The organism is Psychrobacter sp. MF31 (assembly GCF_012847335.1).
Lineage (GTDB): Bacteria > Pseudomonadota > Gammaproteobacteria > Pseudomonadales > Moraxellaceae > Psychrobacter.
In genome coordinates, this window is the sequence record NZ_JABBDX010000001.1 from 650,741 (window position 1) to 675,630 (window position 24,890).

A 24,890-nucleotide genomic window follows, 5' to 3' on the forward strand; every position below is an offset into this window, starting at 1 on the left:
ATAGTAAATAAATTTGAGCTTAAACTTTTGCTTTGGCAGAAGCTTTTTGAGTTAACTCCGCCTCAACAAATTCACCTTGGTGCTGAGTGTCAAGCTGTTTGCAAAATCGGCGCTTGATTTGATTGTTTTGCAGCAAATCAATACATAAAGGGTCAGGAGAGGCATTATCAAGAAGGCTTCCTGAAGCTTGCGGGCTTTTTTTGCGGTAAGCTTTAAGCTGGTAAGTTCCTGAGTCATTAAACTCATGAATCATGGCAAAGCGCTCAACGTAATCCACGTTATTTTCAGGATAAAAATTCACGTGAACTTCACGCTTCGCTGGCTTCAAGCGAACATAATAGTTCACTAAACCTTTCATGTTAGAGGCAAACAGCGGCACCACTTTTATCGAACTGCTATTTAAAAGCTCAGGAACCATCACGGGTTGACCATTTGCTGACTTGCTCACCGCTGGCGCCACCATATTAAGGTTGGCAGGTCGATGAGAGTCTTTATTAATGATCGGAATGTTATCAATCTGCAAAATCTCGCAATGATACGTTCCCGAACAGGCAATATTCACCTCACCTTTGACCGGATAAATTTTTCCGGAGCCAGTTTCAAGAACCGGTGCATTTTTTGTTGCAACGGGCTCTGATAGTAGCTGACAGCCTGATAACACTAAACTTGCGCCAAATAATAGGCTTGCTGATCGAGCATAACATGTTTTATTCATAATGACGGCTACTGTTTTAGTCAAAGAAAATATCTACGGCTCATTTTAGCCAGTTAGCCGTCATAACTCAATGATTGCCAATATCTCAGCGGTTTTTATTCTCCATAAAAGCGCTTTTTAAGTCCGCTATTGGCAGTTCTTTGAGGATGAACTAGGCGCGAACATCATTAAAAATCCATGGCGTTTTTTGGCGCATTTGGGCTTCATAATCTTTGATGGCATCACTGTGCTGCAAAGTTAAACCAATGTCATCAAGACCGTTTAATAAGCAGTGCTTTCGAAAAGCATCAACGTCAAAGCCAAACTCTTCGCCGTCAGGGGTGATGACCACTTGACGTTCAAGATCAGCAGTTAAGGTATAGCCTTCTATAGCAAGCGCGGCTTTCATAAGTTTGTCAACGATCTCTTCGCTTAATACGATCGGTAACATGCCGTTTTTAAAGCAGTTGTTATAAAAAATATCGGCAAAACTTGGCGCAATCACCGTTCGAAAGCCGTACTCGGACAATGCCCAAGGCGCATGTTCGCGGCTTGAGCCACAGCCAAAGTTTTTGCGGGCAAGTAAAATGGTTGCACCTTGATAGCGCGGCGAATTGAGCACAAAATCTGGGTTGATTGGACGGCTGGAATGGTCTTGACCGGGGAAGCCTTCATCAAGATAGCGCCAATCGTCAAATAAATTCACCCCAAAGCCAGTACGCTTGATTGATTTTAAAAACTGCTTGGGAATGATTTGGTCAGTGTCAACGTTTGAGCGATCAAGCGGACAAACAAGACCAGTTTGGGTAGTATAAGCTTGCATAATTTTTCCTTATTTATCCTTTGATTAAAAGTCGCGGACGTCAACGAAATGACCGGCTAAAGCGGCGGCGGCTGCCATCGCAGGACTGACCAAATGCGTTCGACCGCCGTTACCTTGACGACCTTCAAAGTTACGGTTTGAGGTTGAAGCGCAGTGCTCTTTTGGCTCAAGCTTGTCAGCGTTCATCGCCAAGCACATCGAGCAGCCTGGCTCGCGCCATTCAAAGCCCGCTTCAGTAAATAGCTTGTCTAAGCCTTCAGCTTCGGCTTGCAACTTAACTTGACCCGACCCTGCAACGACAATCGCTTCTTTAATGTTGTCCGCGACTTTGCGACCTTTAATCACCGCCGCCGCATCTCGCAAATCTTCAATCCGTGAGTTGGTACATGAGCCAATAAAAATACGATCAAGCTTAATATCGGTAATTTTTTGACCGGCGGTTAATCCCATATAGGTATAAGCGCGCTCCCAACCTTCTTTTTGGGCAGCGTCCGACGCTTTATCAGGCGTTGGCACAGTTTCGGTAACATCAACAACCATTTCAGGCGATGTTCCCCAAGACACTTGCGGGGCGATTTGGCTGCCATCCAGTTCAATCACGGTATCAAAAACTGCATCTGAGTCTGAATAAAGCGTTCGCCAGTACTCCTCCGCTTGTGCCCACTGCTCGCTCGTTGGTGCGTAAGGGCGACCTTTGACATAATCAATGGTAGTGTCGTCAACGGCAACCATGCCCACACGAGCGCCCGCCTCAATTGCCATGTTACAGACGGTCATCCGACCTTCCATGCTCATGTCTTCAAACACTTTTCCGGCAAATTCAACGGCGTAACCTGTTCCGCCTGCGGTGCCAATTTTAGCAATAATGGCAAGAACGACATCTTTTGGGGTCACGCCTGCACCAAGCTCACCGTTAACACGGATTTGCATATTTTTCATTTTTTTGGCGACCAAGCATTGAGTCGCAAGAACATGCTCAACTTCTGAAGTCCCAATACCATGCGCTAAGCAGCCAAGCGCGCCGTGAGTTGCCGTATGCGAGTCACCACAAACCACGGTCATCCCTGGCAATACCAAACCTTGCTCAGGACCCACCACATGCAAAATCCCTTGGCGTGAGTCATTAATGGTAAATTCAGCAATATCAAATTTAGCGCAGTTGTCATCTAAAGTAACTACTTGCAAGCGCGACACTTCATCTTTAATTCCTGAGACGCCCTCAGCACGCTCACGGGTGACCGTTGGTACATTATGATCTGGGCTTGCAATGTTGGCTGATAATCGCCAAGGCTTACGATCAGCAAGCTCAAGACCTTCAAAAGCTTGCGGGCTTGTGACTTCATGGAGCAGATGACGGTCAATATAAATGAGGCTTGAGCCATCATCACGTTTGCTGACTTCGTGAGCGTTCCAAAGTTTGTCGTATAACGTTTGACCGGTCATAGTGCTGTCCTTATTTGGTAGCGGTTGGCTGATTACAATCATCTTAATAAATGTCATAAAAGGTATATCGGGGCAATAGTATTGATTTTCTAATGCTATCGCAACCTTTCATCATCATGAGCATTACAGCGTTTATCCTCGATAATTTGCTGCAAATTTTTGGATAATTGATGATTGTCACTTGTGATTATAACAGGCTAATTCTATAATAATAATTGATGATTTTTATCTGTTTACAAACTTTTATTTCTAATAATTTGTGACTAGATAGCCTAACTTTTATTTATAGCTTTTAAGCTAAGGACATCGGTTTGAACACCACCAACTTGACGACGTTTGTCACGGTCATGCAAACAGGAAGCATTTCAGGGGCAGCTGAAAAGCTATTTATCACCCAACCTGCGGTCAGTAAGCGCATTAAAAATTTGGAAGATGAGTTTAATATCACTTTGTTTGACACCGTTGGTCGCGGGATTGTGCCCACGCAAGCAGCAACTGAAATGCTCCCTCACGCCAAGCGCTGGCTCGATGATTATGAAAACTTTAAAATCAATTTGCAAAACGCTCAACAAACCGTCTCAGGAAAACTGGTGATTGGCACCAGCCACCATATTGGGCTACACCATTTAGCACCAGTGCTCAAGCATTTTATCCAAAGCTATCCGGCGGTTCAGCTAGAAGTTCATTTTGTCGATTCAGAAGAAGCTCACAAAGCCGTCCTTGATGGCGATTTGTCGCTGGCGTTTTTAACGCTGCCACCTGTTTATGATAAGCGCTTAAGCTATCATACCCTTTGGTCAGACCCGCTATATTTTATGACCGGAACGCTGTCCGCCCTTGCCAAAAAAACCAATGTAACCCTTGAGCAGTTGGCGCGATATCCGGCGATTTTACCCTCAGCAAACACGTTTACCAGTCAAATTACCTTAGCAGAATTTGCCAAACACAACTTAAAGCCGTATGCGACCATGAGCACCAACCCGCTTGAGTCAATTCGGATGCTGGTATCGGTCGGTCTTGGCTGGTCGGTGCTACCGCAAACGCTCATTAGTCAGGATTTGGCGCGGATTGATATGGCGGACAATATCGAGCTTCAACGCTATCTTGGTGTGGTGATCAACCCTAAACTTACCCCATCAAGTAGCGTTGAGGCGCTACTAAATATGCTAACGCCCATTGACAGTTAAGCTTGTTCTTTAAATTGCTATCAAATCAATTGCCGATCATTATTCGCAATTTAGCAAGGGTTACGTTATAATCAAATGCAATCGTTCAATTAACATTGCTTTACTTTCAAAGCCTTGAAGCTCACACAGCGATAAGTTTTAGTAAGGTAAGACGATAGCAAAGTTTTTTGATTCATTCACATGATTCATGCCAAAAGCCATTATGTCTGACTTAATGGCTTTTTTTGTCTTTAAAATCTTAAGTTCTATATTTACAAAAATTAAGTTAATAGGATTTTAAAACAAAGGCATAGGTCATCACGATTGCCAACATCGTTGGTTAAGGACAGCAATTATGAGTGGCGTTTCCGGCGGGATTTTAGTTTCTCTTGGGGCATATTTTTTGGTGATGATTGGCATTGGAATTTATGCCTATTTTAAGCAAAATAACGATGCTGAAGGCTACATGCTTGGCGGTCGCAATTTAGGACCTGCGGTCACAGCGTTATCAGCGGGAGCTTCCGATATGTCAGGATGGCTGCTTTTAGGGCTGCCAGGATATATGTTTGCCGATGGCATCGTTAGTATTTGGATTGCGCTTGGGCTGACCTGCGGCGCGTTTTTAAATTATATTATCGTTGCGCCAAGGCTTCGGGTTTATACCGAAGTTGCGGACAATGCCATTACCCTCCCCGATTATTTTGCCAATCGCTTTGAGGATAAATCGCATCTACTTCGGGTGATTTCAGCCGTTGTTATCATTTTATTTTTTACCGTTTATACCGCTGCAAGCTTGGTCGGCGGCGGCAAATTGTTTGAAAGCTCGCTGAATTTATCCTATAGCACAGGGCTTTGGGTAACCGCTAGCGTGGTCGTTGCTTATACGTTATTTGGTGGCTTTTTAGCGGTATCGATGACTGACTTTGTTCAAGGCGTCATCATGCTGTTTGCTATGGTGATCGTTCCAGTGGTGGCTTTTACCGACCTTGGTGGCGTTAGCGCAACGACCGACACCTTGCGCAATATCGATCCAAACTTACTTAATATCACCAACGGCATGACCGTTATTGGGATTATCTCGCTGCTTGCTTGGGGACTTGGCTACTTCGGTCAGCCTCACATCATCGTGCGCTTTATGGCGATTCGCTCGGTCAAAGACATTCCAACGGCACGAAATATCGGTATGGGCTGGATGATTATCAGCTTGATTGGCGCATTAATGACGGGATTTGCAGGGCGTGCTTATGTTCAAAAAACGGCAATGAGTCTTAACGATCCTGAAACTATCTTTTTGGTTTTTACTGAGTTTTTATTTCATCCGCTCGTTTCTGGATTTTTACTTGCCGCCATTTTAGCGGCAATCATGAGTACGATTTCCTCACAGTTGCTGGTCGTATCAAGCTCGCTAACCAAAGACGTTTATAAGCTATTTTTTGACAAAACGGCTCCTGAAGCGCGGCAAGTATTGGTTGGACGGATTTCGGTCGTTTTGGTTGCAGTGATTGCGATTTTACTAGCCTCTAACCCCGAAAGCTCAGTGCTCAGTCTTGTATCCCACGCTTGGGCAGGATTTGGCGCTGCATTTGCGCCGCTGGTGGTATTTAGCTTACTTTGGCGACGGATGAACCGAAATGGCGCGGTCGCTGGCATGGTTGTTGGCGCACTGACGGTCATCATTTGGGTTTATGGCGGACTGCAATATAATGGCATGGCGCTCAATGATTGGCTTTATGCCATCGTTCCGGGCTTTATTTTAAGCTCAATAGCGATTGTTGCGGTAAGTCTTTTGACAGGCGAACCTAAACCTACGGTCATTGCAAAATTTAATGAGATGGAACAACATCTTCATCGCTAATCCCAAACTTTAAACCGAAACCCTTATCAAAAAAAAGCGACCAATCTGCGGTCGCTTTTTTTGCTCTTAAAAATTTTTATTTTGCTTGATAAGATACTTTCACGCCAAGCGCGTAGCCATCGTTATCTTCAAATTCACCAACGATTTTGTCAGTTGGCAATTTACCTTCGGCATCACCGAACCATAAGTATTTGCCACCTGCTGAAATAGCCCAGTTTTCGGTAAGGTTGTATTTTGCGCCAAGTCCAGCACTATAATAGCCTTTAATTGGACCAAGCGAAGTAACCGGATTTCCTGCACCTCTATCCCAGCCAATATTACCAGAAATTGCTAAAGCATCAGTTAAACGCTTGGCAAGTCCCAATTCAACCATCCATTGGTCTTTATCATAGCTAACTAAAGGTAAGCCATTCTCTTTATATTGAGGATTTAGCTTACTAACTTCATTATAAAGTGGCGGTACGATAGAGAAATCACCCCAAGGCACCCAGCGCACTTTAGCTGTAGCTAGCATAGTTGGGGTAACCCCAGTTTGGAAATCGAGGTTGACTGATTTTGGCGTCGTTATCCTAAATTTCCCACTTCTGTTAGCTGCCGCAGCTGCAACTGTAGATGGCGCACCTTGAATTAAAGCTAACTCCTCAAGTAACGGATAAACCTCAGCGACATTCACATCATGATCGATTTCTGAGCGATACGTTAGCGCCGCTTTTAATGCAATCTCAGGCTTACTATACGAGGCACCAACAAGCCAGCCATAGTCTTGGTCAGGGCTAATATAAGCGCTATAACCTGTTGCAGGACCATAAGCAATACCGCGAAGCTTCACGTCTGCTTGAACGCGCTGAGCAACAGGACCGCCATAAATTTGGAATTCTTTATTAGCGCCGAATTTCGCGCCTAAAATACCAGTGATACTCTCTGTACGCACTTCAACGTTAGTACCTTCACCTGCATTACTGTTCTCTGCTCGGGCTGCGCCTAAAGCAGTAGCCAATTCTGAAGCTTGCTTAGCTGCTGCGGCTCTGTCTGCGGCGGATCGCGTTTCGTCATTAGCAATAGCGGTTTGTGATGCAATAGCGGTGCCAATAGTTGATTGATTAGTGAATGTTCCACCTGTTAATCTATTTACAGCCGCATCAGTACCACTTCTTGAAACAAAATTATTATCACCTTCGTATTTAGCCGCAGCCCCAAATGGCTCATCGTATAAAACACCAACACTAAACGTATCGTTTAAATCCGCTTTTACGCCATAACGGAAGAAGTCATAAGATTCCGCCATATCATCGATTTCACTTCCTCTAACATAGCTATTACTTGTAGGAATGTTATTCTTACTATCATAACCGCCAACATCGGCGTCCAAATACGTGTAGCTGGCTTCAGCATAAAGCCCATCTTGCAAAAATGCGGTGATATCTTGTCCTGAACGGTCAAGACCGGCGGCGCTGGCAACACTTGCTACCGAAAAAGCTGCAATCGCTAACGACAGTGATTTTAATTGAAAAGGGATGCGCATCATTATTCTCCAAACGTCCTCATTGTTTTACCATGTCAAGCCTTAGCTTATTACATAAGCCAACTTGCTTTGACTATCGGCTTCCTCAATCAAATGGTAATGGCTTTTTGACACTAAAACAACAACTAAAATAGGATATTTCTCGAATATGACTTATAAGTTCACCTTTTATAGTTTTGTGTTAATTAAATTAAAATTTAAGTAACAAATCCAGCTAAAAAATAAAAACGAGTTATGAGTACTCGTCTTTTTTCATCCATAACGTTGAATATTAGTTAATAATGAGGCGGTTTGTCATTCATCACATCAAAAGGTGCAATACCTTCATCCTGATTTTCGCTTTCCACTTGTTTATAAAGCAGTTGTAATTGCCGCTGAAGCGTTCGCAAGTGCTTATCTTGTTTGGTAATAACCAGATTTAATTGCTCAACGGTCAATTCTAAATGCGCCACACTCATTTGTAGCTCAATCAATTGCGCTTCTATTTCGCTATTGCTTGGCGCCTTGATCATCGAAGGCAAAGCTGCGGGATGTTTTTGGGATTTTAAAGGTTTCATTTTAGGCTTACTTTTGGTCAAGACGAGTTAACTTTAGACTCATGATCAAATCAAGAGAATAAAGTGCGCTGCCCTAGATACAGTTAAAGGCGGTCATGCTATACTGCCTGTCATTTTAGCGCAATTTCACTTTGATAAGTATAAGTTTACAATTCCTATGGCTTTGATTCACCTTAAAAACATTCATCTTGCCTTTGGCGTCGCTCCGATTTTGGACGGGATTGATTTTAGTCTCGATTCAGGGGAGCGCGTTTGTTTGATCGGTCGCAATGGCGAGGGCAAATCGACCTTATTTAAGCTCATTAATGGCAGCATTGCGCCCGATTCTGGCGAAGTTATCATTAATAGCAGCACGCGGGTGGCGATGCTTGAGCAAGACGTTCCTGAGTCTAGCGGTCGCATTTTAGATATCGTTATGGGCGGCAGCCAGCGAACGGCGCAGCTGCTCAAAGCATATAACGAGCAAGCCGATTTGTGCGCAACGGGCGATATGAACGCTTGCGAGCAAATGGCAACCTTGCAGCATGATATCGATGCCGTTCATGGTTGGGATTTGGAGCGCGAGGCTACGCGCTTGATTGACACGATGGGGCTTGATCCACAAGCCGATTTGGCATCCTTATCAGGAGGTCGTAAGCGCCGCGTGTTGCTTGCGCGAGCGTTGGTCACGCGCCCCGATGTTTTGCTGCTTGATGAGCCAACCAACCATTTGGACGTTGATAGTATTGAATGGCTTGAGCGCTTTTTGCTCGATTGGCAAGGCTTAACTTTGCTGTTTGTCACCCACGATCGCGCTTTTGTTAATAAGCTTGCCACGCGCATTATTGAGCTTGATCGCGGTCAATTAACCAGCTATGACGTCACTCAAGGCGCTAAAGGCTACGCGCGCTATCAAGAGTTAAAAGAGCAGCAACTTGCCGCTGAAGAAAAAAGCAATGCCAACTTTGATAAAAAACTGGCGCAAGAAGAAGTTTGGATCCGCCAAGGCATCAAAGCGCGTCGAACTCGCAATGAAGGTCGCGTTCGAGCGCTCAAAGCCCTTCGTGAGGAGCGCCGCGACCGCCGCGAGCAAGTGGGCAACGTCAATATCAGCATGAACGATGGTGAAAAAAGCGGCAAACTGGTTTGCAAAGTTAAAAACTTACACCTTGAATATGACGGTCACGTTTTGGTGGACAACTTTAGCACCACGGTCATGCGCGGCGACAAAATCGGCATTATCGGTCCAAACGGTGCTGGAAAAACCACGCTGATTAAAGCCCTTCTTGGCATGTCTGACAATGAAATTACCCAATCTGGCAGCGTGACCCTTGGCACCAATTTGCAAATTGCGTTTTTTGATCAGCTTCGCGATCAGCTTGATCTTGAAGCCAGCGTCGCGCAAAATGTTTCTGAAGGCTCAGATTACATCGAAGTTAATGGTCGCAAAACGCACATCATGAGCTACTTGCAAGACTTTTTATTTGCCCCAGAGCGCGCCCGCACCCCAGTTAAAGCCCTATCAGGTGGTGAGCGCAATCGCGTGTTGCTTGCCAAGCAATTGCTCAAGCCTGCCAACATTTTGGTTCTTGATGAACCGACCAACGATTTGGACATGGCAACACTTGAGCTGTTAGAAGAGTCAGTAGCAAGCTTTAATGGTACTATCTTGCTGATCAGCCATGACCGCTCGTTTATGGACAATGTGGTCACCTCCACTTGGGTCTTTGATCAAGATGAAGACGGTCGCGGTATCGTCAATGAATACGTCGGCGGCTACCAAGAATATTTGGTTCAAAAAGAGCGCAGTGATGCCATTATTGCCAAAAATAAAAAAGCTAATGGCAGCAAAAAAGAAGAGACTAAAAAACCAACGCTCAGCAATGCTATCAAAGCTGCTCCTGCTAAAAAACTGAGCTTTAATGAGCAGCGCGAGCTTGATTTATTACCCAAAGAAATTGCTGCTTTAGAAGCTGAGCAAGCAAAGCTTCAAGAAAAGCTTGCCGACGGCTCATGGTTCATCTCGGACATGCAAGCGGCAACGAAGGCAAGCGAGCGCTTAAGTGCCATTGATGATGAGATGATGGCAAAGCTTGAGCGCTGGGAGGCGCTTGATAGCTAACAAAAGCGTAACAAGCCTTGAAACTTCGTGACCTATTTTGCCAATTGCAGTATCATTCACTAAAATTACAATCCCTTATTATTTTTAAGGTGATAGCAAGGATTTTAGCGTACTTTTTTCGCAATTGGCTTATAATAGGAGCCCAAAATCGCTTTGGGGTAATATAAAATGCCCCAAATAATTAGATTTAACCGATGATTTTACTAGTTTAACCTCATCAAAAGCGGGTTTTATTTTTAACACAATAATTTATTTTATGACCAAAATAGCTTAGAATAGCAACAATTAGCAAAATTAGGCACAGCTAACGTGGCTTGTAATTGATATTGCAGAGTTCTAAGTCACAAACCCAGTGTGGGATAATCCCATTTCATTCACCTGGAGGAAGTATTGATGAGCCATGCCGAAGGCGTTAATGTTCAACGCCGTAGAGTTCTTATTGCCTCAACAGCTGCGATTGGGGCAGTTGGGGTCGCTGCGGTGGCAACCCCTTTTGTTCGGTCTTGGTACCCAAGCGCTAAAGCGGAAGCTGCCGGAGCTGCGGTGACCCAAGATATCGGTTCTGTTGAAGCAGGACAGATGATCGTGGTGAAATACCGCGGTAAACCTATCTATGTGGTCAAGCGCACCGAAGATATGCTCAGCACCTTAGATAAAGTAAAACCCCTACTTTCCGACCCTGACTCAGCGGCGTCTGTCCAGCCTGAGTACTGCAAAAATCCTTCGCGCTCACTTGACCCTGCTATTTTGGTGGTTGAAGGCGTTTGTACCCATTTAGGTTGTGCTCCAAACTATCGTCCTGATGTTGGTGCCGCTGATCTTGGTGGTAATGACTGGTTTGGCGGGTTTTTCTGTCCTTGTCATGGGTCGAAGTATGATATCGCAGGTCGCGTCTATAATGGCGTTCCGGCACCGCTTAATCTGCCCATCCCAGAATATAGCATGGATGGTACCATCTTGACGGTTGGGGAGGCTTAATATGAGTATGGGAAAAAGATTCATGCACTGGGTGGATGCGCGCTTTCCGGCGACTGAAACCTATGAATACCACATGTCCAAATACTATGCACCAAAAAACTTTAACTTTTGGTACTTTTTTGGTGTGTTGTCCATGGTGGTCTTGGTCAACCAATTGGTGACCGGCATCTGGCTTACCATGATGTATAACCCAAGCGCTGAAGGTGCATTTGCCTCTGTTGAATACATCATGCGTGATGTGAAAGGCGGCTGGCTCATCCGATATATGCACTCAACGGGTGCGTCTGCGTTCTTCGTTGTGGTTTACTTACACATGTTCCGAGCGCTACTTTACGGCTCCTACCAAAAGCCGCGCGAGCTGGTTTGGCTTATCGGTATGGGTATTTACTTAGCGCTGATGGCTGAAGGCTTCTTTGGTTACTTATTACCTTGGGGCAACATGTCGTTTTGGGGTGCTCAGGTTATTCTTAACTTGCCAGCCGCGCTTCCTGTCATTGGTGATGGCTTAGCAGAGTGGGTTCGTGGGGATTATATCATCTCAGGAATTACTCTTAACCGCTTCTTTGCCCTTCACGTCGTTGCTATTCCATTGGTACTGGTTGGTCTGGTATTCATGCACTTGGTTGCCTTGCATCACGTTGGCTCAAACAACCCTGACGGCATTGATATCAAGAAACTTAAAGACAAAAACGGCATTCCGCTTGATGGCGTGGCGTTCCATCCTTACTATACCGTTCATGACATGGTCGGGATTGTTATCTTCTTTATCTGCTTCTTTGCAGTGATTTTCTTCTTCCCAGAAGGCGGCGGCTTCTTCCTTGAGCCACCAAACTTTGAAGTGGCAAACTCATTGAAAACGCCTGAGCATATTGCACCAGTTTGGTACTACACGCCATTTTATGCCATCTTGCGCGCCGTTCCAAGTAAGCTTGGTGGGGTCATTGCGATGGGCGCGGCGATTGCGGTATTGTTTTTAATTCCTTGGCTTGATAAGTCGCCAGTCCGCTCGATTCGCTATAAAGGCATCATGTCCAAAGCTGCGCTGATTATCTTTGCCATCAGTTTTGTGATCTTGGGCTATCTTGGGGCAACCCCTGCTACGCCAACTGCGACCATCATGGCGCGAATCTGTACCATTTTGTATTTCTTGTTTTTCTTATTGATGCCAATTTACACCTCAATTGAGAAGTGTAAACAGCCACCTGAACGCGTCACTGGAGGTCACTGATGAATACGCTCACAAAATCCTTAACTGGTTTGGGCTTTGGTGCCGTATTGGCGTTATCAGCGACCAGCGCGATGGCATCAGGAAAGGGCTGCGGGACATTTGTCAATGCCAAAGGCGTCACTGAGCATCTGGCTTGTAGCAAAGCCCCGATTGACTTTACCAATAAAGGCTCGCTGCAAAATGGCGCAAAGATGTTTTTAAACTACTGCGCTGGTTGTCACTCGGCGAAGTACGTTCGCTACTCACGCGTTGCTCAAGATTTAGAAATTCCGCCTGAATTGGTTGAAAAGTATTTGATGGTAAATACCGATCAGATTGGCGATCAAATTAGCGCAGATATTGACCCTGAGGTTCAAGCGTCTTGGTTTGGGGCGGCGCCACCAGACTTATCGCTTGAAACTCGCCTTCGCGGTGATGACTGGGTTTATACGTACCTTTTGTCATTTTATGAAGACCCAAGCCGACCTTGGGGCGCAAACAACCTCGTTCTAAAAAACGCGGCGATGCCTCATGTGCTTCATAACTTACAAGAAGAAGTGAGTAAAGAAGAGTTTGAATCTGAAGTGGGTGATTTGGTCAACTTTATGGCGTGGATGGCAGAGCCTGCCCGTCATGACCGCAAAATCTACGGCTTTTTTGTGATCTTGTTCTTACTTGTGCTGTTGATTCCCGTTTACTTATTAAATAAAGAGTTTTGGAAAGACGTTAAGTAAGCGATTTTTACCGCTCATCAATTAAGCACTACTTTGGTAGTGCTTTTTTGCGCTTAGCGATTAACAATTGCGTAATATAGCGCTTAGCAGTTGCTAATCTGTCAAACTTTGATTACGATGACTGTTTTATGGGTTGATTAAGCGTTCATGATAGATTCTGCCAGTGTTCCAAACTCACAGCTGATTTTATATGCCGATGATGGCTATGACAGTCATGTGGTGCGCCTGCTTTTAGAAGAAAAGCAGCTGGAATATTATTTATCGACCTTGAACTTTGAGCGCCCTGAGGACTTGGCGGCATTAAATCCTTATAATACGCTACCGGTATTGCAGCAGCGTGAGGTTGCGCTTTATGAAATCAATGTGATCTTTGAGTATTTAGAGGAGCGCTATCACTCGCATAAATTGCTTCCGGAGTCGCCACAAGCTCGGGCGCAGTTTCGGCAGTTGGCATGGCGAATCCAAAATGATTGGCTGGCATTGGCAAAGGCGCTATTGACCCATCCTGATAGCTTTGATAACTCACAAGCCGCGATTGCAAAAAAACAGCTTTCGGACTCATTGATTACGCTTGCACCCTTATTTGCCCATAAATCTTATTTTATGGCAGATGAGTTTGGCTGGTGCGATGTTCTGCTCGCGCCACTGCTTTGGCGCTTGGAGGATATGAAAATTGTGCTACCAAAAGCGATCAGCCGACCGTTACTAAACTATCAGCAGCGCTTATTTGAGCGACCAAGTTTTCAAGCCAGCATCCAATAAGATCAATTTTTAAATGTTAGGACAATAATTATGAGTGATTCTGAAGCCTTGACCCCGACCCGCCCTTATATGGTTCGGGCGCTGTATCAGTGGATTGAGGACAATGAGCTGACCCCTTATTTGATGGTCGATGCCACTGCAAAAAACGTTCAGGTTCCAAGGCAATACGTTCAAGATGGTCGCATTGTGCTTAATATTGCAAGCCGCGCCACCGGAAACATGGTCATGCAAAATGACTATATTCATTTTAATGCGCGCTTTGGCGGCGTCTCGCAAGAGATTTGGGTGCCGCTAAATGCCGTTCTTGGGATTTATGCCAAAGAAAACTCGCAAGGCATGTTTTTTGACCCAAGCGAGTATGAAAATTATCAACCAGAATCAGAGTCAGAAACGCCTGCCGCGCCGCCAAAACCCAAACGCGACAATAAAGCGGGGCTTAAAGTTTTAAAATAAAATGATTAAACGTAGACATAAAAAAAGCTGAAATTTTCATTCAGCTTTTTTTATGTTTATTTTTAAGTTCGCGGTAAGGTGACGCCGCGCTGACCTTGGTATTTACCGCCGCGATCTTTATAGCTGGTTTCACAAACGTCATCGGCATCACTTTGGAAAAACAGCATTTGCGCCACCCCTTCACCTGCATAAATTCGCGCTGGTAAATTGGTGGTATTACTAAATTCAAGCGTCACGTGACCTTCCCATTCCGGCTCAAGGGGCGTGACATTAACAATAATCCCGCAGCGCGCATAGGTTGATTTACCAAGGCAAATGGTCAATACATCGCGTGGAATTCGAAAATATTCAACCGTTCGCGCCAGTGCAAACGAGTTTGGCGGAATGATGCATTCATCACCAACGATGTCGATAAAACTTTTTTCGTCAAAGTTTTTGGGGTCAACGATGGCGGAGTGAACGTTGGTGAATACTTTAAATTCAGGGGCACAGCGAACATCGTAACCATAGCTTGAGGTGCCATAGCTGACCAACCGTTCGCCCGCTTCATTAAAGCGCACTTGACCGGCTTCAAACGGCTCGATCATGCCATGCTCGGCAGCCATTTTGCGAATCCAGCGATCAGATTTTATTGACATGGTGACCTCATACCCTTTTGCATTTTAAAAATAGGATCGATTATACGCAACTTTGGCGAAAATTTATACCGCTGCAAAGTCTTTAAATAGCTTTTAAAGCCCATTTACTTGCCGATTAAAAAATGCGCTTATCATCAACGGGTTTGGCAAATTTATTAATATTGGCGTCGATATTTTTGGCAATATTCATATAATAGGCGGCAAATTCATCCTCAGCCACCACGCTTGGCTCGCCTTTATCGACTTGCTGGCGAATACCGCTTGCCAGCGGCAATTGACCAAGTAACGGCACGTGATATTGTTCAGCGATTTGCTCGCCGCCGCCTTCTCCAAAAATGGCTTCGGTATGCTGGCAATGGCTACAGGTATGTAGCGCCATGTTTTCGACCACGCCAATGACGGGGATGTGAGTTTTATTAAACATCTCAATGCCTTTTTGAGCATCAAGCAGCGCAATATGTTGCGGGGTGGTGACGATAACTGCGCCAGTTACCGGAATCCTTTGCGCGAGCGTCAACTGAATATCGCCGGTGCCTGGTGGCATATCAATAACGAGATAATCAAGGTTTGGCCAGTTGGTTTGGTTGTAAAGCTGCATCAATGCGCCAGTCGCTTTTGGACCGCGCCAAGCAACGGGCGTATTATCTGAATCAAGAAGGCTGGCAATCGAGAGCATCGCAAGACCCCGCGCTTCAATCGGTACAAACTGCTCATTTTCAAGCTCAGGCTTCACCTTGTTTACGCCAAGCATGGCAGGGATGCTCGGACCATAAATATCAGCGTCTAACACACCAACGCGGTGACCCAGTTTTTGCAGCGCGAGCGCAATATTAACAGTGGTGGTTGATTTGCCAACACCGCCTTTGCCGGACGCCACCACGATAATATGGCGAATTCGCGGGTGCGGAGCAATTTGAGCTTGCGTGGGCGCTGCTTTCGTAATCGGCGGCTCACTATGATCAGCGTTTGACGCCATCGCATCGGTAGTTTTGGGAAGGGTTTTGCTCTCGCCTTTGGTGGCGGCGCTGACGTGGACATTCATGTGGATGGCTTTGACGCCATGAAGATGAAGGACTGAACCAAGCTCTTGTTGGAGGGTTTCAGGGTCAACTTCTGGCGGCAAGCGCAAATCAAGGGTCAGCTCATCTTGGTCAAGCGTCATTTTGGTAAGATAATTTTGGATACTTTTGCCATTGATTTGGTAATTTTCAAGCACCTCATCGATCACTTTACTGTCAGGGGCTTGCCCTCTTTTTTTTATAAAATTAAACATAGCAGCTCTTTTACCGATAAATTATTTAAACCTAGTATAACGCGATTGCCTGTATATTTTTAACAAGCAATTTTAACCAAAGCCTTTTAGTAGCACTTTTTATAGTAGCATTTTTTATTAAAATTTAAGACAAGGGTAAAAAATGAGAAGCGATAAATAAATACATCACAACGCCTGAGGCATCACAAACTGACGTGATTAAAGGCGCACTGGCACTGGCAGGGTCAAGCCCAAATTTGCTTAAAACAAACGGCAAACTCATGCCAATCAAACAGCCTACCATCACCACCGCCACCATACTCAGTGCCAGCACCAAGGATACGGTAGCATCCCCGCGAACATAGCCGATAATCGCTACTGCCACCGCCATCGTTATCCCAAGTAGTAGTGCGACCAAGGCTTCACGACCCAAAAGCGAAAACCAATCGCGAATGACCACGTCCCCCGTGGCAAGCGCGCGAACCATCAGCGTTGCTGATTGTGATCCGGCGTTACCGCCACTATCAACGAGCAGCGGTAAGAAGAACACCAAGACCAAATTAGCCGCGATAATGTCTTCAAAATGAGCGATGCCAAGTCCTGATAATAAATTGCCAAACACCAAAAACACCAGCCAAAACACGCGTTTTTTATAAAGCATGGTGATGCTGACGTCTTTTAATTTGCCAACCATCGTGGTGACGCCGCCCGATTTATGAAAGTCGTCGGTTGCCTCATCGCTTGCCACATCCATCGCATCATCATGAGTGACAATACCAACGAGCCTACCCTCGTCATCGATAATTGGCAGCGCGATCAAGTCATAGCGCGCCACCTTTTTGACAACGCTGTCTTGTGGATCGTTAACATTGCTTGACACAATCGCGCTCACCATAATATCACTGATCGGCTGATCAGGATCTGCCAAAATCAGCGCCCGCAACGTCACCACGCCCAAAAGCTTTCGTACCTCATCGATCACATAAGTATGATAAATGGTCTCGGCGTCAGGCGCTTCTCGGCGCAAATTGATCAGCGCTGTCGCTACACTCATTTGGATATTGAGCGTGGCGTAATCTGAGGTCATCAGCGCCCCCGCCGTGCCTTCTTGGTAAGACGATAGTCGGCGGACGTCCTCACGTTCAGCTTGAGCAAGCGCGGGCAGCAAAATTTGCTTTTGCTCGTGATTGAGGTGTTTAAATAAGTCGGCGCGCTCATCGCTTGGCATCTCACCGATCAGCTGAACCATTTGCTCACGCGGTGGCACTTGGGCAATGGTTACTTGCTCATCAATGTCCAAATAAGAAAAAATCGCTGAGCGATTCGGCAGCTGCTCAAGCAGTTGCCAAGCAAGCTTTGGCGGCATTAAGGCGATCACATCGGCTTTATCAATGGGTCTTAGCGCCTGAATTTGACTGATCGCTTGCGCAAATTGCTTATTTTCAACCACGCTACTTAAGCTGAGCGCCAAAGATTCATTGTCCATCATCACGGTCTCCAAAATCAGCAATTACATCAAGCCATAAGCAAAAAAACGCCCAAAGCGCTAAGAACCCTACAGTGTAGCCCAATTGCCCTCATAAAAAAACCACAAGTCCGGATTGCCCAGCCTTGTGGCTTCATATCAGCTTTTTATAAAACTGATGAATGCTAAGTTTTAAATGGCGCTGATTAAAACTGACAGGCTAACATCTGCTTATCGCATACACCAGCCGTGACTTGCGTTAATAGATTGCCCCGTGAACACATTGGTTGGGAACGCTGCTAAAAACAACGCCATCTGTGACACATCTTCAAGGGTGGTAAATTCTTTATTTAAAGTATTGGCTAGTAAAATGTCATTGACCACCTCATCTTCGGTGATGCCTTTTTCTTTGGCTTGCAGCGGGATTTGGTCATTGACCATTGCCGTTTTCACAAATCCTGGAGAAATCATATGAGTTCGGACGTTGTGCGGCGCGCCTTCTTTAGCAACGGCTCGGCAAAGCCCTAAAAGTCCATGTTTGGCGGTGATATAAGGCGTTTTGAACAATGAGGCATCATGAGCATGGATTGAGCCGATATAAATAATTGTGCCGCCTTTATTGTTTGGATACATATATTCAACTGCCGCTTTGGTGGTCAAAAAGCCGCCGTCTAAATGGGTAGCAAGTAGGCGCTTCCAATTGGCAAAGCTCATTTTATTGATCGGATCAATCAGCTGAATCCCCGCGTTTGATACCAAAATATCAAGACCGCCAAACGTATCGACCAGCTCTTTGGTGCCGCTATTGACTTGGTCTTCCTCGCGGACATCCATATTAATGGCAAGCGCTTCCCCGCCATTGTCTTTAATCATTTGCACCGTTTCGCGAGCGCCGTCAATATTGATGTCCGCCACGCCAATTTTTGCGCCAGCTTTGGCATAAGTGAGGGCGATATCGCGACCAATTCCGGCAGCAGCGCCAGTAATTAAAGCCACTTTTCCGGTTAAATCTTGGCAAATTTGGGTCATAAAATAATCCTTATTCGTGTGATAAAAAGCGTCGCCATCAATTGAATGACGAAAGCGGGGCGCAAGCGCGCAAGAAGACTAAGCGCATGGCTTGATCTTTGATTAATGGTGATTTGAGCAAAAGATAGCAGGGCTATGTTTAGGCATCATTATTGCGACCGCACGCCATCAGTCAAAATGCGCTTAGAGCGTTGCGGTAAAACGGAAAATTATTTTGAGATAAAATAATTGAAAGTTGTCTAATTTTGGCAGTTAGAAAGCGAACTTAGCTGAAAGGTAAGAAAAAAGCGTCAAGAGAAGACGTCAATCAGCCAATAGTGATATAAGACTTATCGTTTTTGTTAATTTTAATTGTTATTAAAATATTATGTTTAAAATTAACGATTTAGCTTCGCCATAACGTATCAATTTTCCTCCGCTGAAAGCTGATACGCCCTTAATATAAACCATTTTATTAAAAATTGCAGAACAATTTTGCAAAAAAATAGCGCAAACAAAGTTAAGGGGTTTGCAAGAAAAAGTTATGAGTGATTTTTAACTTTTTTGTCATATTATCCGCGCTTAATTGCGAACGGATGGCGCAATCGACCCCAATTTACGGTATCATAGGCTATTTTTTATCATAAACTGAGGTAATGATTGTGCGTGAGATTTTAGTGACCAGTGCCCTGCCCTATGCCAATGGCGACATTCATTTGGGGCATCTTGTTGAATATATTCAAACAGATATTTGGGTTCGCGCGATGAAGGCGCAAGGTCATCAGGTGACTTACGTTTGCGCGGATGATGCTCATGGCGCGGCTATCATGCTCAAAGCTGAAGCCAATGGCGTGACTCCTGAGCAGCAAATCGCCACCGTCAAAGCCGCTCATGAGGCGGATTTTGCCAAGTTTATGATTGATTTTGACAACTATTACTCCACTCATTCTGAAGAAAACAAGTCATTTTCAGAACTGATTTATCGCCGTTTAAATCAAGCCGGTCATATCTCAACGCGCGATGTTGAGCAGTTATTTGACCCTGAAAAAGGGCTATTTTTAGCCGATCGTTTTGTCAAAGGCGAATGTCCTGAATGCGGCGCGGCGGATCAATACGGCGATAACTGTGAGGTTTGTAGCACCACTTACCACGCCACTGAACTTAAAAATCCGCGATCAACCATTTCAGGGGCAACACCAGTTTTAAGAACCTCAAAGCATTACTTTTTTGATTTGCCTGAATTTGAAGCGTTTTTAAAAGACTGGACGCAAGCGGAATCGCGGTTGCAGTCCTCGGTCACCAACAAATTGCAAGAATGGTTTGATACCGGTCTTGCCAGCTGGGATATCTCGCGCGATGCGCCCTATTTTGGCTTTAAAATTCCTGATCGCCCTGAAGGCGAGCCGGACAAGTACTTTTACGTTTGGCTTGATGCGCCGGTCGGCTACATGGCAAGCTTTAAAAACTTGTGTGAAAAGCGCGCGGGAATTGACAATGCGCTTGATTTTGACCGTTATTGGGCGCAGGAAAACGAAAATAAAACCGAGGTTTATCACTTTATTGGTAAAGACATCGTTTATTTTCATGCGCTATTTTGGCCGGCGATGCTTGCCGGAAGTGAATTTAGAACGCCAACCGGAATCTTTGTCCACGGCTTTTTGACCGTGAATGGCGAGAAAATGAGCAAATCGCGCGGCACGTTTATCAATGCAGCCACTTATGCCAAGCACTTGCATCCTGAATATTTGCGCTATTATTTTGCCAGCAAATTGACCAGCAAAGTTGAGGATATTAACCTTGATTTAGAAGACTTTATGCAAAAGGTCAACTCTGACTTGGTCGGTAAAGTAGTCAATATCGCCAGCCGAAGCGCCGGATTTTTGGTGAAAAAATACGACGGTATGCTTACTGAGATTTGCGCTGAACCTGAATTGTTAGAGGACATCACCAAAACGGGCGATGAAATTGCAGCCGCTTACGAGAATCGCGAATTTGCCCGAGCTATGCGCCTTATCATGCATTGCGCTGACAAAGCGAATGAGTACATCGACCACAAAAAACCGTGGTCACTTGCCAAAATCGAGGGCAAAGAGCAAGAAGTTCAAGATGTTTGCTCAGTGGCGATCAACATTTTCCGTCAGTTGATGGTTTACTTAGCGCCCGTATTGCCTGAGTTGACCGCCAACGCTAAAGAATTTTTAAATATTGAGGATTTGAGTTTTGAAAGCCGAAATCAGTGGTTGCTAGCTCATAAAATCAATAAGTTTAAACCGCTCATGCAGCGAATCGAAGAAAAAGACCTTTCGGCAATGATTGACGCCTCTAAAGAGTCACTTGAAAAAATTGCGGACGCCGGTCAAACTGCCAAAAAGCAAAGCGATGCTCAAACTAAAAAAGACGACGCTAAAAAAGCAGCGTTAACTAACGACAGCCAAGAGAATCCCTATATTAGTATTGACGACTTTGCTAAAGTTGAAATGAAAGTAGCAAAGGTGCTTGATTGCAATTTGGTAGAAGGCGCGGATAAGTTACTGCAATTTACCCTTGATGTTGGCGAAGATGCGCCGCGAAATGTGTTTAGCGGTATTCGCAAGTTTTATGAGCCAAGTCAGCTTTTGGGTAAAAAAGTGATTTGCGTGACCAATCTTGCCCCGCGCAAAATGAAGTTTGGGGTATCCTCTGGCATGATTTTGTCAGCAGGTGACCCAAAAACTAAGCTTACCGTAATTACATTGCCTGATGAGGCGATCGTTGGCGATGCTTTAGCTTAAGTTTTTGATAAGTTTTCATCAAAAAGATGCTCAATCGGGCATCTTTTTTTCATAACATTTTAAAAAAATAGGGCTAACTGCAAAATTGGCGGTCAAGTCACTTTACCTGTGTAATTTTTTATTGCGATAAGTGACATTGCTGTCATAATATAGCCGATATTATTATATTTGGTCGCCTAATTATTCAAATTATTGATCAATTGCTGCTAATTAAGAGGGTTGCAAAACCATGATGATTGCCTCCTTATTTCGATCAAGCGCTACTCTAGCCGCTGTTGCGATTAGTGCTTTGGCACTGGTCGGCTGCTCAAAGCCGGTCAATGAGACAGGTTCGGCTGCTGATTCTGACACTCAAGCCAAAAGCGCGGTCAAGCCTGCAAAAACGCTTGCTATCACCCAAATCGTTGAGCACCCCTCCTTAGATGACATGCGCCGAGGCATCATCGATGAGCTGGCTGACAATGGCTACGTTGAGGGGCAAAATCTTACGGTCAACTTTCAAAGTGCTCAGGGCAATACGGCAACGGCAGGTCAAATTGCCAAGCAGTTTGCTGGTGACAATCCAGATGCGATTGTGGCGATTTCGACCCCATCGGCACAGTCGATGGTCACCGCAACCAAAACCGTTCCGATTGTTTATACCGCCGTGTCTGACCCTGTTGGAGCCAAGCTCTTGACCCCAGCTGGCAAGCCGTTTCAAGACAATTTAACCGGTCTTTCAAGCCAATTGCCACTGCCGCCGCAGCTTGATTTATTACAAAAAATTGCCCCCAATCTAAAGACGGTTGGCTATGTTTATAGCCCAGGGGAAGCCAATTCGGTATCGCTTCGTGACCGCCTAAAAGCTGAGCTTCCGGCTCGCGGTTTAAAACTGCTTGATATTCCGGCAAACCGCCCCACTGATATCGGCATGGCAACACGAAGCTTGCAAGGTCGCGCGCAAGTGATTTACACCTCAATGGACAACAACGTGGCGTCCGCCTTTGAAGCCATGACGCAAGCGGCAAATGAGCTAAAACTGCCGATTGTTGCCTCGGATGAATTTAGCGTCACTCGCGGGGCAACTGCCGCGCTTGGGGTGAATGATTATGCGTTTGGTCGAACCACAGGCAAAATGGTTTACCGGATTTTAAGCGGCGAGCCGGTCAATCAAGTGACGCCTGAAGTCATGAATGAGCTGACCTTATTTGTCAGCCCTACTCATGCCAAAGCCCAAGGGGTGACGCTGAGCGATGATTTACTCAAAGGCGCAGTCAACGTGGACAATAAATCTGCGAGTGCCAATAACCAAGCTTCAACTGCCGAAACTGCAAAATAAGCGCAATTTTTCTTCTTTAAATGATACGGACTCAATTAGGAGTGACTGTGATGTTTTACCAAAACCGATTTGCCAAAGCATTATTGTGGGGCGGACTTTGTAGCGTGATGATCGCAGGTTGTAGCAAACCTGCCGAAAATGCAGCAGGAAGTACTGACAGCGGCGATACCAAAACCCAATCGTCAAACAGCGCCACCAAAACGGTTGCCATTACCGCCATCGTTGAGCATCCCGCGCTTGATGACGTCCGCCGCGGTGTGATTGAAGAGCTTGCTGAAGCTGGCTTTAAAGAAGGTGAAAACTTAAAAGTTAACTTTCAAAGCGCTCAAGGCAATACCGCAACGGCAGGTCAAATCGCCAAGCAGTTCGTTGCGGACAATCCCGACGTGATCGTTGCTATTGCAACCCCATCAGCGCAATCGGTAGCTGCGGCAACCAGCAGCATTCCTTTGGTATTTTCAGCGGTTACTGACCCCGTTGAGGCTAAATTGGTGCCAAAACTTGATGGCTCAGGAACCAACGTAACAGGTGCTTCCGATGCGCTTCCCTACGAGCCGCAAATTGAGCTGATGCGCCAAATCATTCCGAATCTTAAAAACGTCGGCTACGTTTATAGCCCCGGTGAAGTCAACTCAACCATTATCTTAAAAAATCTAAAGCAAAAACTGACTCCGCTTGGTATTAACGTCCATGAAGCACCCGCTCAGCGCAGCAATGACATTGCCATGGCAGCGCGAAGCCTTGAAGGCAAAGTCGATATGATTTATACCTCAACGGACAATAACGTGGTGTCCGCTTACGAGTCACTGTTCCAAATCGCTAAAGAAAGTAAAATCCCGCTTGTGGCGTCCGATACCAGCTCGGTTGAGCGTGGCGCAGTAGCAGCACTTGGCGTCAATTACTACGACTTGGGTCGCGAAACCGGCAAAATTGTCACCAAAATTTTAAATGGTGAAAAAGCCGGCGCCATCCCTGTTTATACGCCGCAAAAGCTTGATCTGTACGTCAGTCCAAAAAATGCGCAAGCTGAGGGCATCACGTTATCACAATCAATTATCGATAACGCCAAAGAAGTGGTAAAATAACGCAATTTTAACCGTCAAGGTTGCTGTTAAGTGAGGCACCATGTTTTGGTTTACCCTAACTGCAGATTGTTTAATCTGTTAAATTTACCCCCCAAGCGCTGATTGTCTAGTCAGCGGCTTGGTTTTGGCTTATTGATTTCTTATGTCTTTGATTGCTTTTTTTGGGGCGCTTGAAAGCGGGCTGATTTACGGCTTGGTGGCTTTGGGCGTTCTTATCTCGTTTCGAACCCTTGATTTTCCCGACTTGACCGCAGATGGTAGCTTTCCGCTTGGTGGCGCGGTTGCCGGCATTTCGATTATTGCTGGCGTTAATCCTTGGCTGGCTTGCCTTTTTGGGATGCTTGCCGGCTCTGTTGCCGGAATTGTGACCGCTTGGCTTCATGTAAAGCTGGGAATTTTGCAGCTTTTAGCCAGTATTTTGGTCATGGTGGCGCTATATTCAGTCAACTTGCGGATTATGGGCGCGCCAAACTTACCGCTACTGGGTGAGCAAACGGTATTTACTAGCTTTGTGACCGACAGCAACGGCTATTGGATGCGCTGCTTGGTGATTGGTGTGGTGGTGATTTTAGCCAAATTGTTTTTGGATTGGTTTTATAATACTGAAACTGGGCTGTCGATGCGCGCGACTGGTTCAAATTTGAGGATGGCGCAAGCTCAGGGGATCAACACCTCAAAGATGACCATCATTGGCATGGCAATTTCCAACGGGTTGATTGCCTTAGCCGGAGCGCTGTTTGTGCAAACTCAAGGCGGCGCGGATATTTCGATTGGTATCGGAACGATTGTTATTGGTCTTGCAGCGGTCATTATTGGTGAAACCATTATTCCGGCTAAGCGCATTTGGCTTATTACCCTTGCCGTCATTATCGGAGCGATGCTTTATAAGCTGTTTATTCAAGTTGCCTTATCTAGCAGCGCCCTTCGCAGCATCGGCTTTGGTCCGCAAGATTTAAACTTAATCACCGCTTTGCTGGTCGTGTTGGCATTAGTTTTACCTAAAGCCAAAAGTAAAGTGTTAAGCCGCAAAGTGCGAGCATCATAACCATTAATAAAAG

General features: G+C 45.4%; 21 protein-coding genes. 12 read left to right on the forward strand and 9 right to left on the reverse strand.

Translation table 11 applies throughout. The features are described from left to right. Nucleotides 1-19 precede the first annotated feature (19 nt). The 3 genes from HF322_RS02775 to leuC all read right to left on the reverse strand — a co-directional run bounded on the left by HF322_RS02775 (nucleotide 20) and on the right by leuC (nucleotide 2,960). Nucleotides 20-715 (reverse strand): hypothetical protein, encoded by a 696-nt coding sequence (locus HF322_RS02775; RefSeq protein WP_169391841.1) that lies wholly within the window; start codon nucleotides 713-715, stop codon nucleotides 20-22. A gap of 151 nt (nucleotides 716-866) precedes the next feature. Next, entirely contained in the window at nucleotides 867-1,517 is a 651-nt protein-coding gene (leuD, locus tag HF322_RS02780; RefSeq protein ID WP_169391842.1) for a 3-isopropylmalate dehydratase small subunit, read from the reverse strand. A gap of 24 nt (nucleotides 1,518-1,541) precedes the next feature. Then, the gene (gene leuC, locus HF322_RS02785) at nucleotides 1,542-2,960 is read right to left on the reverse strand and encodes a 3-isopropylmalate dehydratase large subunit (RefSeq protein ID WP_169391843.1); all 1,419 of its coding nucleotides are present in this window, start codon (nucleotides 2,958-2,960) and stop codon (nucleotides 1,542-1,544) included. A 311-nt stretch (nucleotides 2,961-3,271) separates the two neighbouring features. Between leuC and HF322_RS02790 the strand changes: the two genes are divergently transcribed. Both HF322_RS02790 and putP read left to right on the forward strand, forming a co-directional pair. Continuing rightward, entirely contained in the window at nucleotides 3,272-4,147 is an 876-nt protein-coding gene (locus HF322_RS02790) for a LysR family transcriptional regulator (protein ID WP_169391844.1), read from the forward strand. A gap of 334 nt (nucleotides 4,148-4,481) precedes the next feature. Then, nucleotides 4,482-5,981, forward strand: a complete 1,500-nt coding sequence (gene putP / locus HF322_RS02795) for a sodium/proline symporter PutP (RefSeq protein ID WP_169391845.1) — start codon at nucleotides 4,482-4,484, stop codon at nucleotides 5,979-5,981. Between the two features lie 76 nt (nucleotides 5,982-6,057). Here putP and HF322_RS02800 read toward each other — a convergent pair whose 3' ends face one another. Next, on the reverse strand, nucleotides 6,058-7,503 hold the full coding sequence (locus HF322_RS02800; RefSeq protein WP_169391846.1) for an outer membrane protein transport protein: 1,446 nt from the start codon (nucleotides 7,501-7,503) through the stop codon (nucleotides 6,058-6,060). A gap of 275 nt (nucleotides 7,504-7,778) precedes the next feature. Continuing rightward, complete coding sequence (locus HF322_RS02805) at nucleotides 7,779-8,060, reverse strand: SlyX family protein (RefSeq protein WP_169391847.1); 282 nt, start codon at nucleotides 8,058-8,060, stop codon at nucleotides 7,779-7,781. 157 nt (nucleotides 8,061-8,217) lie between these two features. Between HF322_RS02805 and HF322_RS02810 the strand changes: the two genes are divergently transcribed. From HF322_RS02810 to HF322_RS02835, 6 genes are all read left to right on the forward strand, one after another. Continuing rightward, nucleotides 8,218-10,161, forward strand: a complete 1,944-nt coding sequence (locus HF322_RS02810; RefSeq protein ID WP_169391848.1) for an ATP-binding cassette domain-containing protein — start codon at nucleotides 8,218-8,220, stop codon at nucleotides 10,159-10,161. A 393-nt stretch (nucleotides 10,162-10,554) separates the two neighbouring features. Beyond that, complete coding sequence (gene petA / locus HF322_RS02815; protein WP_169391849.1) at nucleotides 10,555-11,139, forward strand: ubiquinol-cytochrome c reductase iron-sulfur subunit; 585 nt, start codon at nucleotides 10,555-10,557, stop codon at nucleotides 11,137-11,139. 7 nt (nucleotides 11,140-11,146) lie between these two features. Beyond that, nucleotides 11,147-12,367, forward strand: coding sequence for a cytochrome bc complex cytochrome b subunit (locus HF322_RS02820; protein ID WP_258192779.1), 1,221 nt, complete (start codon nucleotides 11,147-11,149; stop codon nucleotides 12,365-12,367). Next, nucleotides 12,367-13,080, forward strand: coding sequence for a cytochrome c1 (locus HF322_RS02825; RefSeq protein ID WP_169391851.1), 714 nt, complete (start codon nucleotides 12,367-12,369; stop codon nucleotides 13,078-13,080). The genes HF322_RS02820 and HF322_RS02825 overlap by 1 nt, the downstream gene beginning before the upstream one ends. Before the next feature lie 147 nt (nucleotides 13,081-13,227). After that, nucleotides 13,228-13,842 (forward strand): glutathione S-transferase N-terminal domain-containing protein, encoded by a 615-nt coding sequence (locus tag HF322_RS02830; RefSeq protein WP_169391852.1) that lies wholly within the window; start codon nucleotides 13,228-13,230, stop codon nucleotides 13,840-13,842. Between the two features lie 30 nt (nucleotides 13,843-13,872). Next, nucleotides 13,873-14,295, forward strand: a complete 423-nt coding sequence (locus HF322_RS02835; RefSeq protein WP_169391853.1) for a ClpXP protease specificity-enhancing factor — start codon at nucleotides 13,873-13,875, stop codon at nucleotides 14,293-14,295. Between the two features lie 62 nt (nucleotides 14,296-14,357). Here HF322_RS02835 and dcd read toward each other — a convergent pair whose 3' ends face one another. The 4 genes from dcd to HF322_RS02855 all read right to left on the reverse strand — a co-directional run bounded on the left by dcd (nucleotide 14,358) and on the right by HF322_RS02855 (nucleotide 18,679). Next, nucleotides 14,358-14,933: a dCTP deaminase gene (gene dcd / locus HF322_RS02840; RefSeq protein ID WP_169391854.1), complete on the reverse strand. Its 576-nt coding sequence runs from the start codon at nucleotides 14,931-14,933 to the stop codon at nucleotides 14,358-14,360. Nucleotides 14,934-15,048: 115 nt separating this feature from the next. Next, nucleotides 15,049-16,206 carry an iron-sulfur cluster carrier protein ApbC gene (gene apbC / locus HF322_RS02845; protein WP_169391855.1) on the reverse strand — a complete coding sequence of 386 codons (1,158 nt, stop codon included), beginning with the start codon at nucleotides 16,204-16,206 and terminating at the stop codon, nucleotides 15,049-15,051. Between the two features lie 124 nt (nucleotides 16,207-16,330). After that, nucleotides 16,331-17,671, reverse strand: a complete 1,341-nt coding sequence (gene mgtE, locus HF322_RS02850) for a magnesium transporter (RefSeq protein ID WP_223193149.1) — start codon at nucleotides 17,669-17,671, stop codon at nucleotides 16,331-16,333. Between the two features lie 210 nt (nucleotides 17,672-17,881). Continuing rightward, entirely contained in the window at nucleotides 17,882-18,679 is a 798-nt protein-coding gene (locus HF322_RS02855) for a 3-hydroxybutyrate dehydrogenase (RefSeq protein ID WP_169391857.1), read from the reverse strand. Between the two features lie 635 nt (nucleotides 18,680-19,314). Here HF322_RS02855 and metG point away from each other — a divergent pair. From metG to HF322_RS02875, 4 genes are all read left to right on the forward strand, one after another. Then, the gene (gene metG, locus HF322_RS02860; RefSeq protein ID WP_169391858.1) at nucleotides 19,315-21,429 is read left to right on the forward strand and encodes a methionine--tRNA ligase; all 2,115 of its coding nucleotides are present in this window, start codon (nucleotides 19,315-19,317) and stop codon (nucleotides 21,427-21,429) included. 229 nt (nucleotides 21,430-21,658) lie between these two features. Continuing rightward, complete coding sequence (locus HF322_RS02865; protein ID WP_169391859.1) at nucleotides 21,659-22,747, forward strand: ABC transporter substrate-binding protein; 1,089 nt, start codon at nucleotides 21,659-21,661, stop codon at nucleotides 22,745-22,747. Nucleotides 22,748-22,797: 50 nt separating this feature from the next. After that, nucleotides 22,798-23,832, forward strand: a complete 1,035-nt coding sequence (locus tag HF322_RS02870) for an ABC transporter substrate-binding protein (protein ID WP_169391860.1) — start codon at nucleotides 22,798-22,800, stop codon at nucleotides 23,830-23,832. Between the two features lie 142 nt (nucleotides 23,833-23,974). Continuing rightward, nucleotides 23,975-24,877 carry an ABC transporter permease gene (locus tag HF322_RS02875; RefSeq protein WP_169391861.1) on the forward strand — a complete coding sequence of 301 codons (903 nt, stop codon included), beginning with the start codon at nucleotides 23,975-23,977 and terminating at the stop codon, nucleotides 24,875-24,877. Nucleotides 24,878-24,890 lie beyond the last annotated feature (13 nt).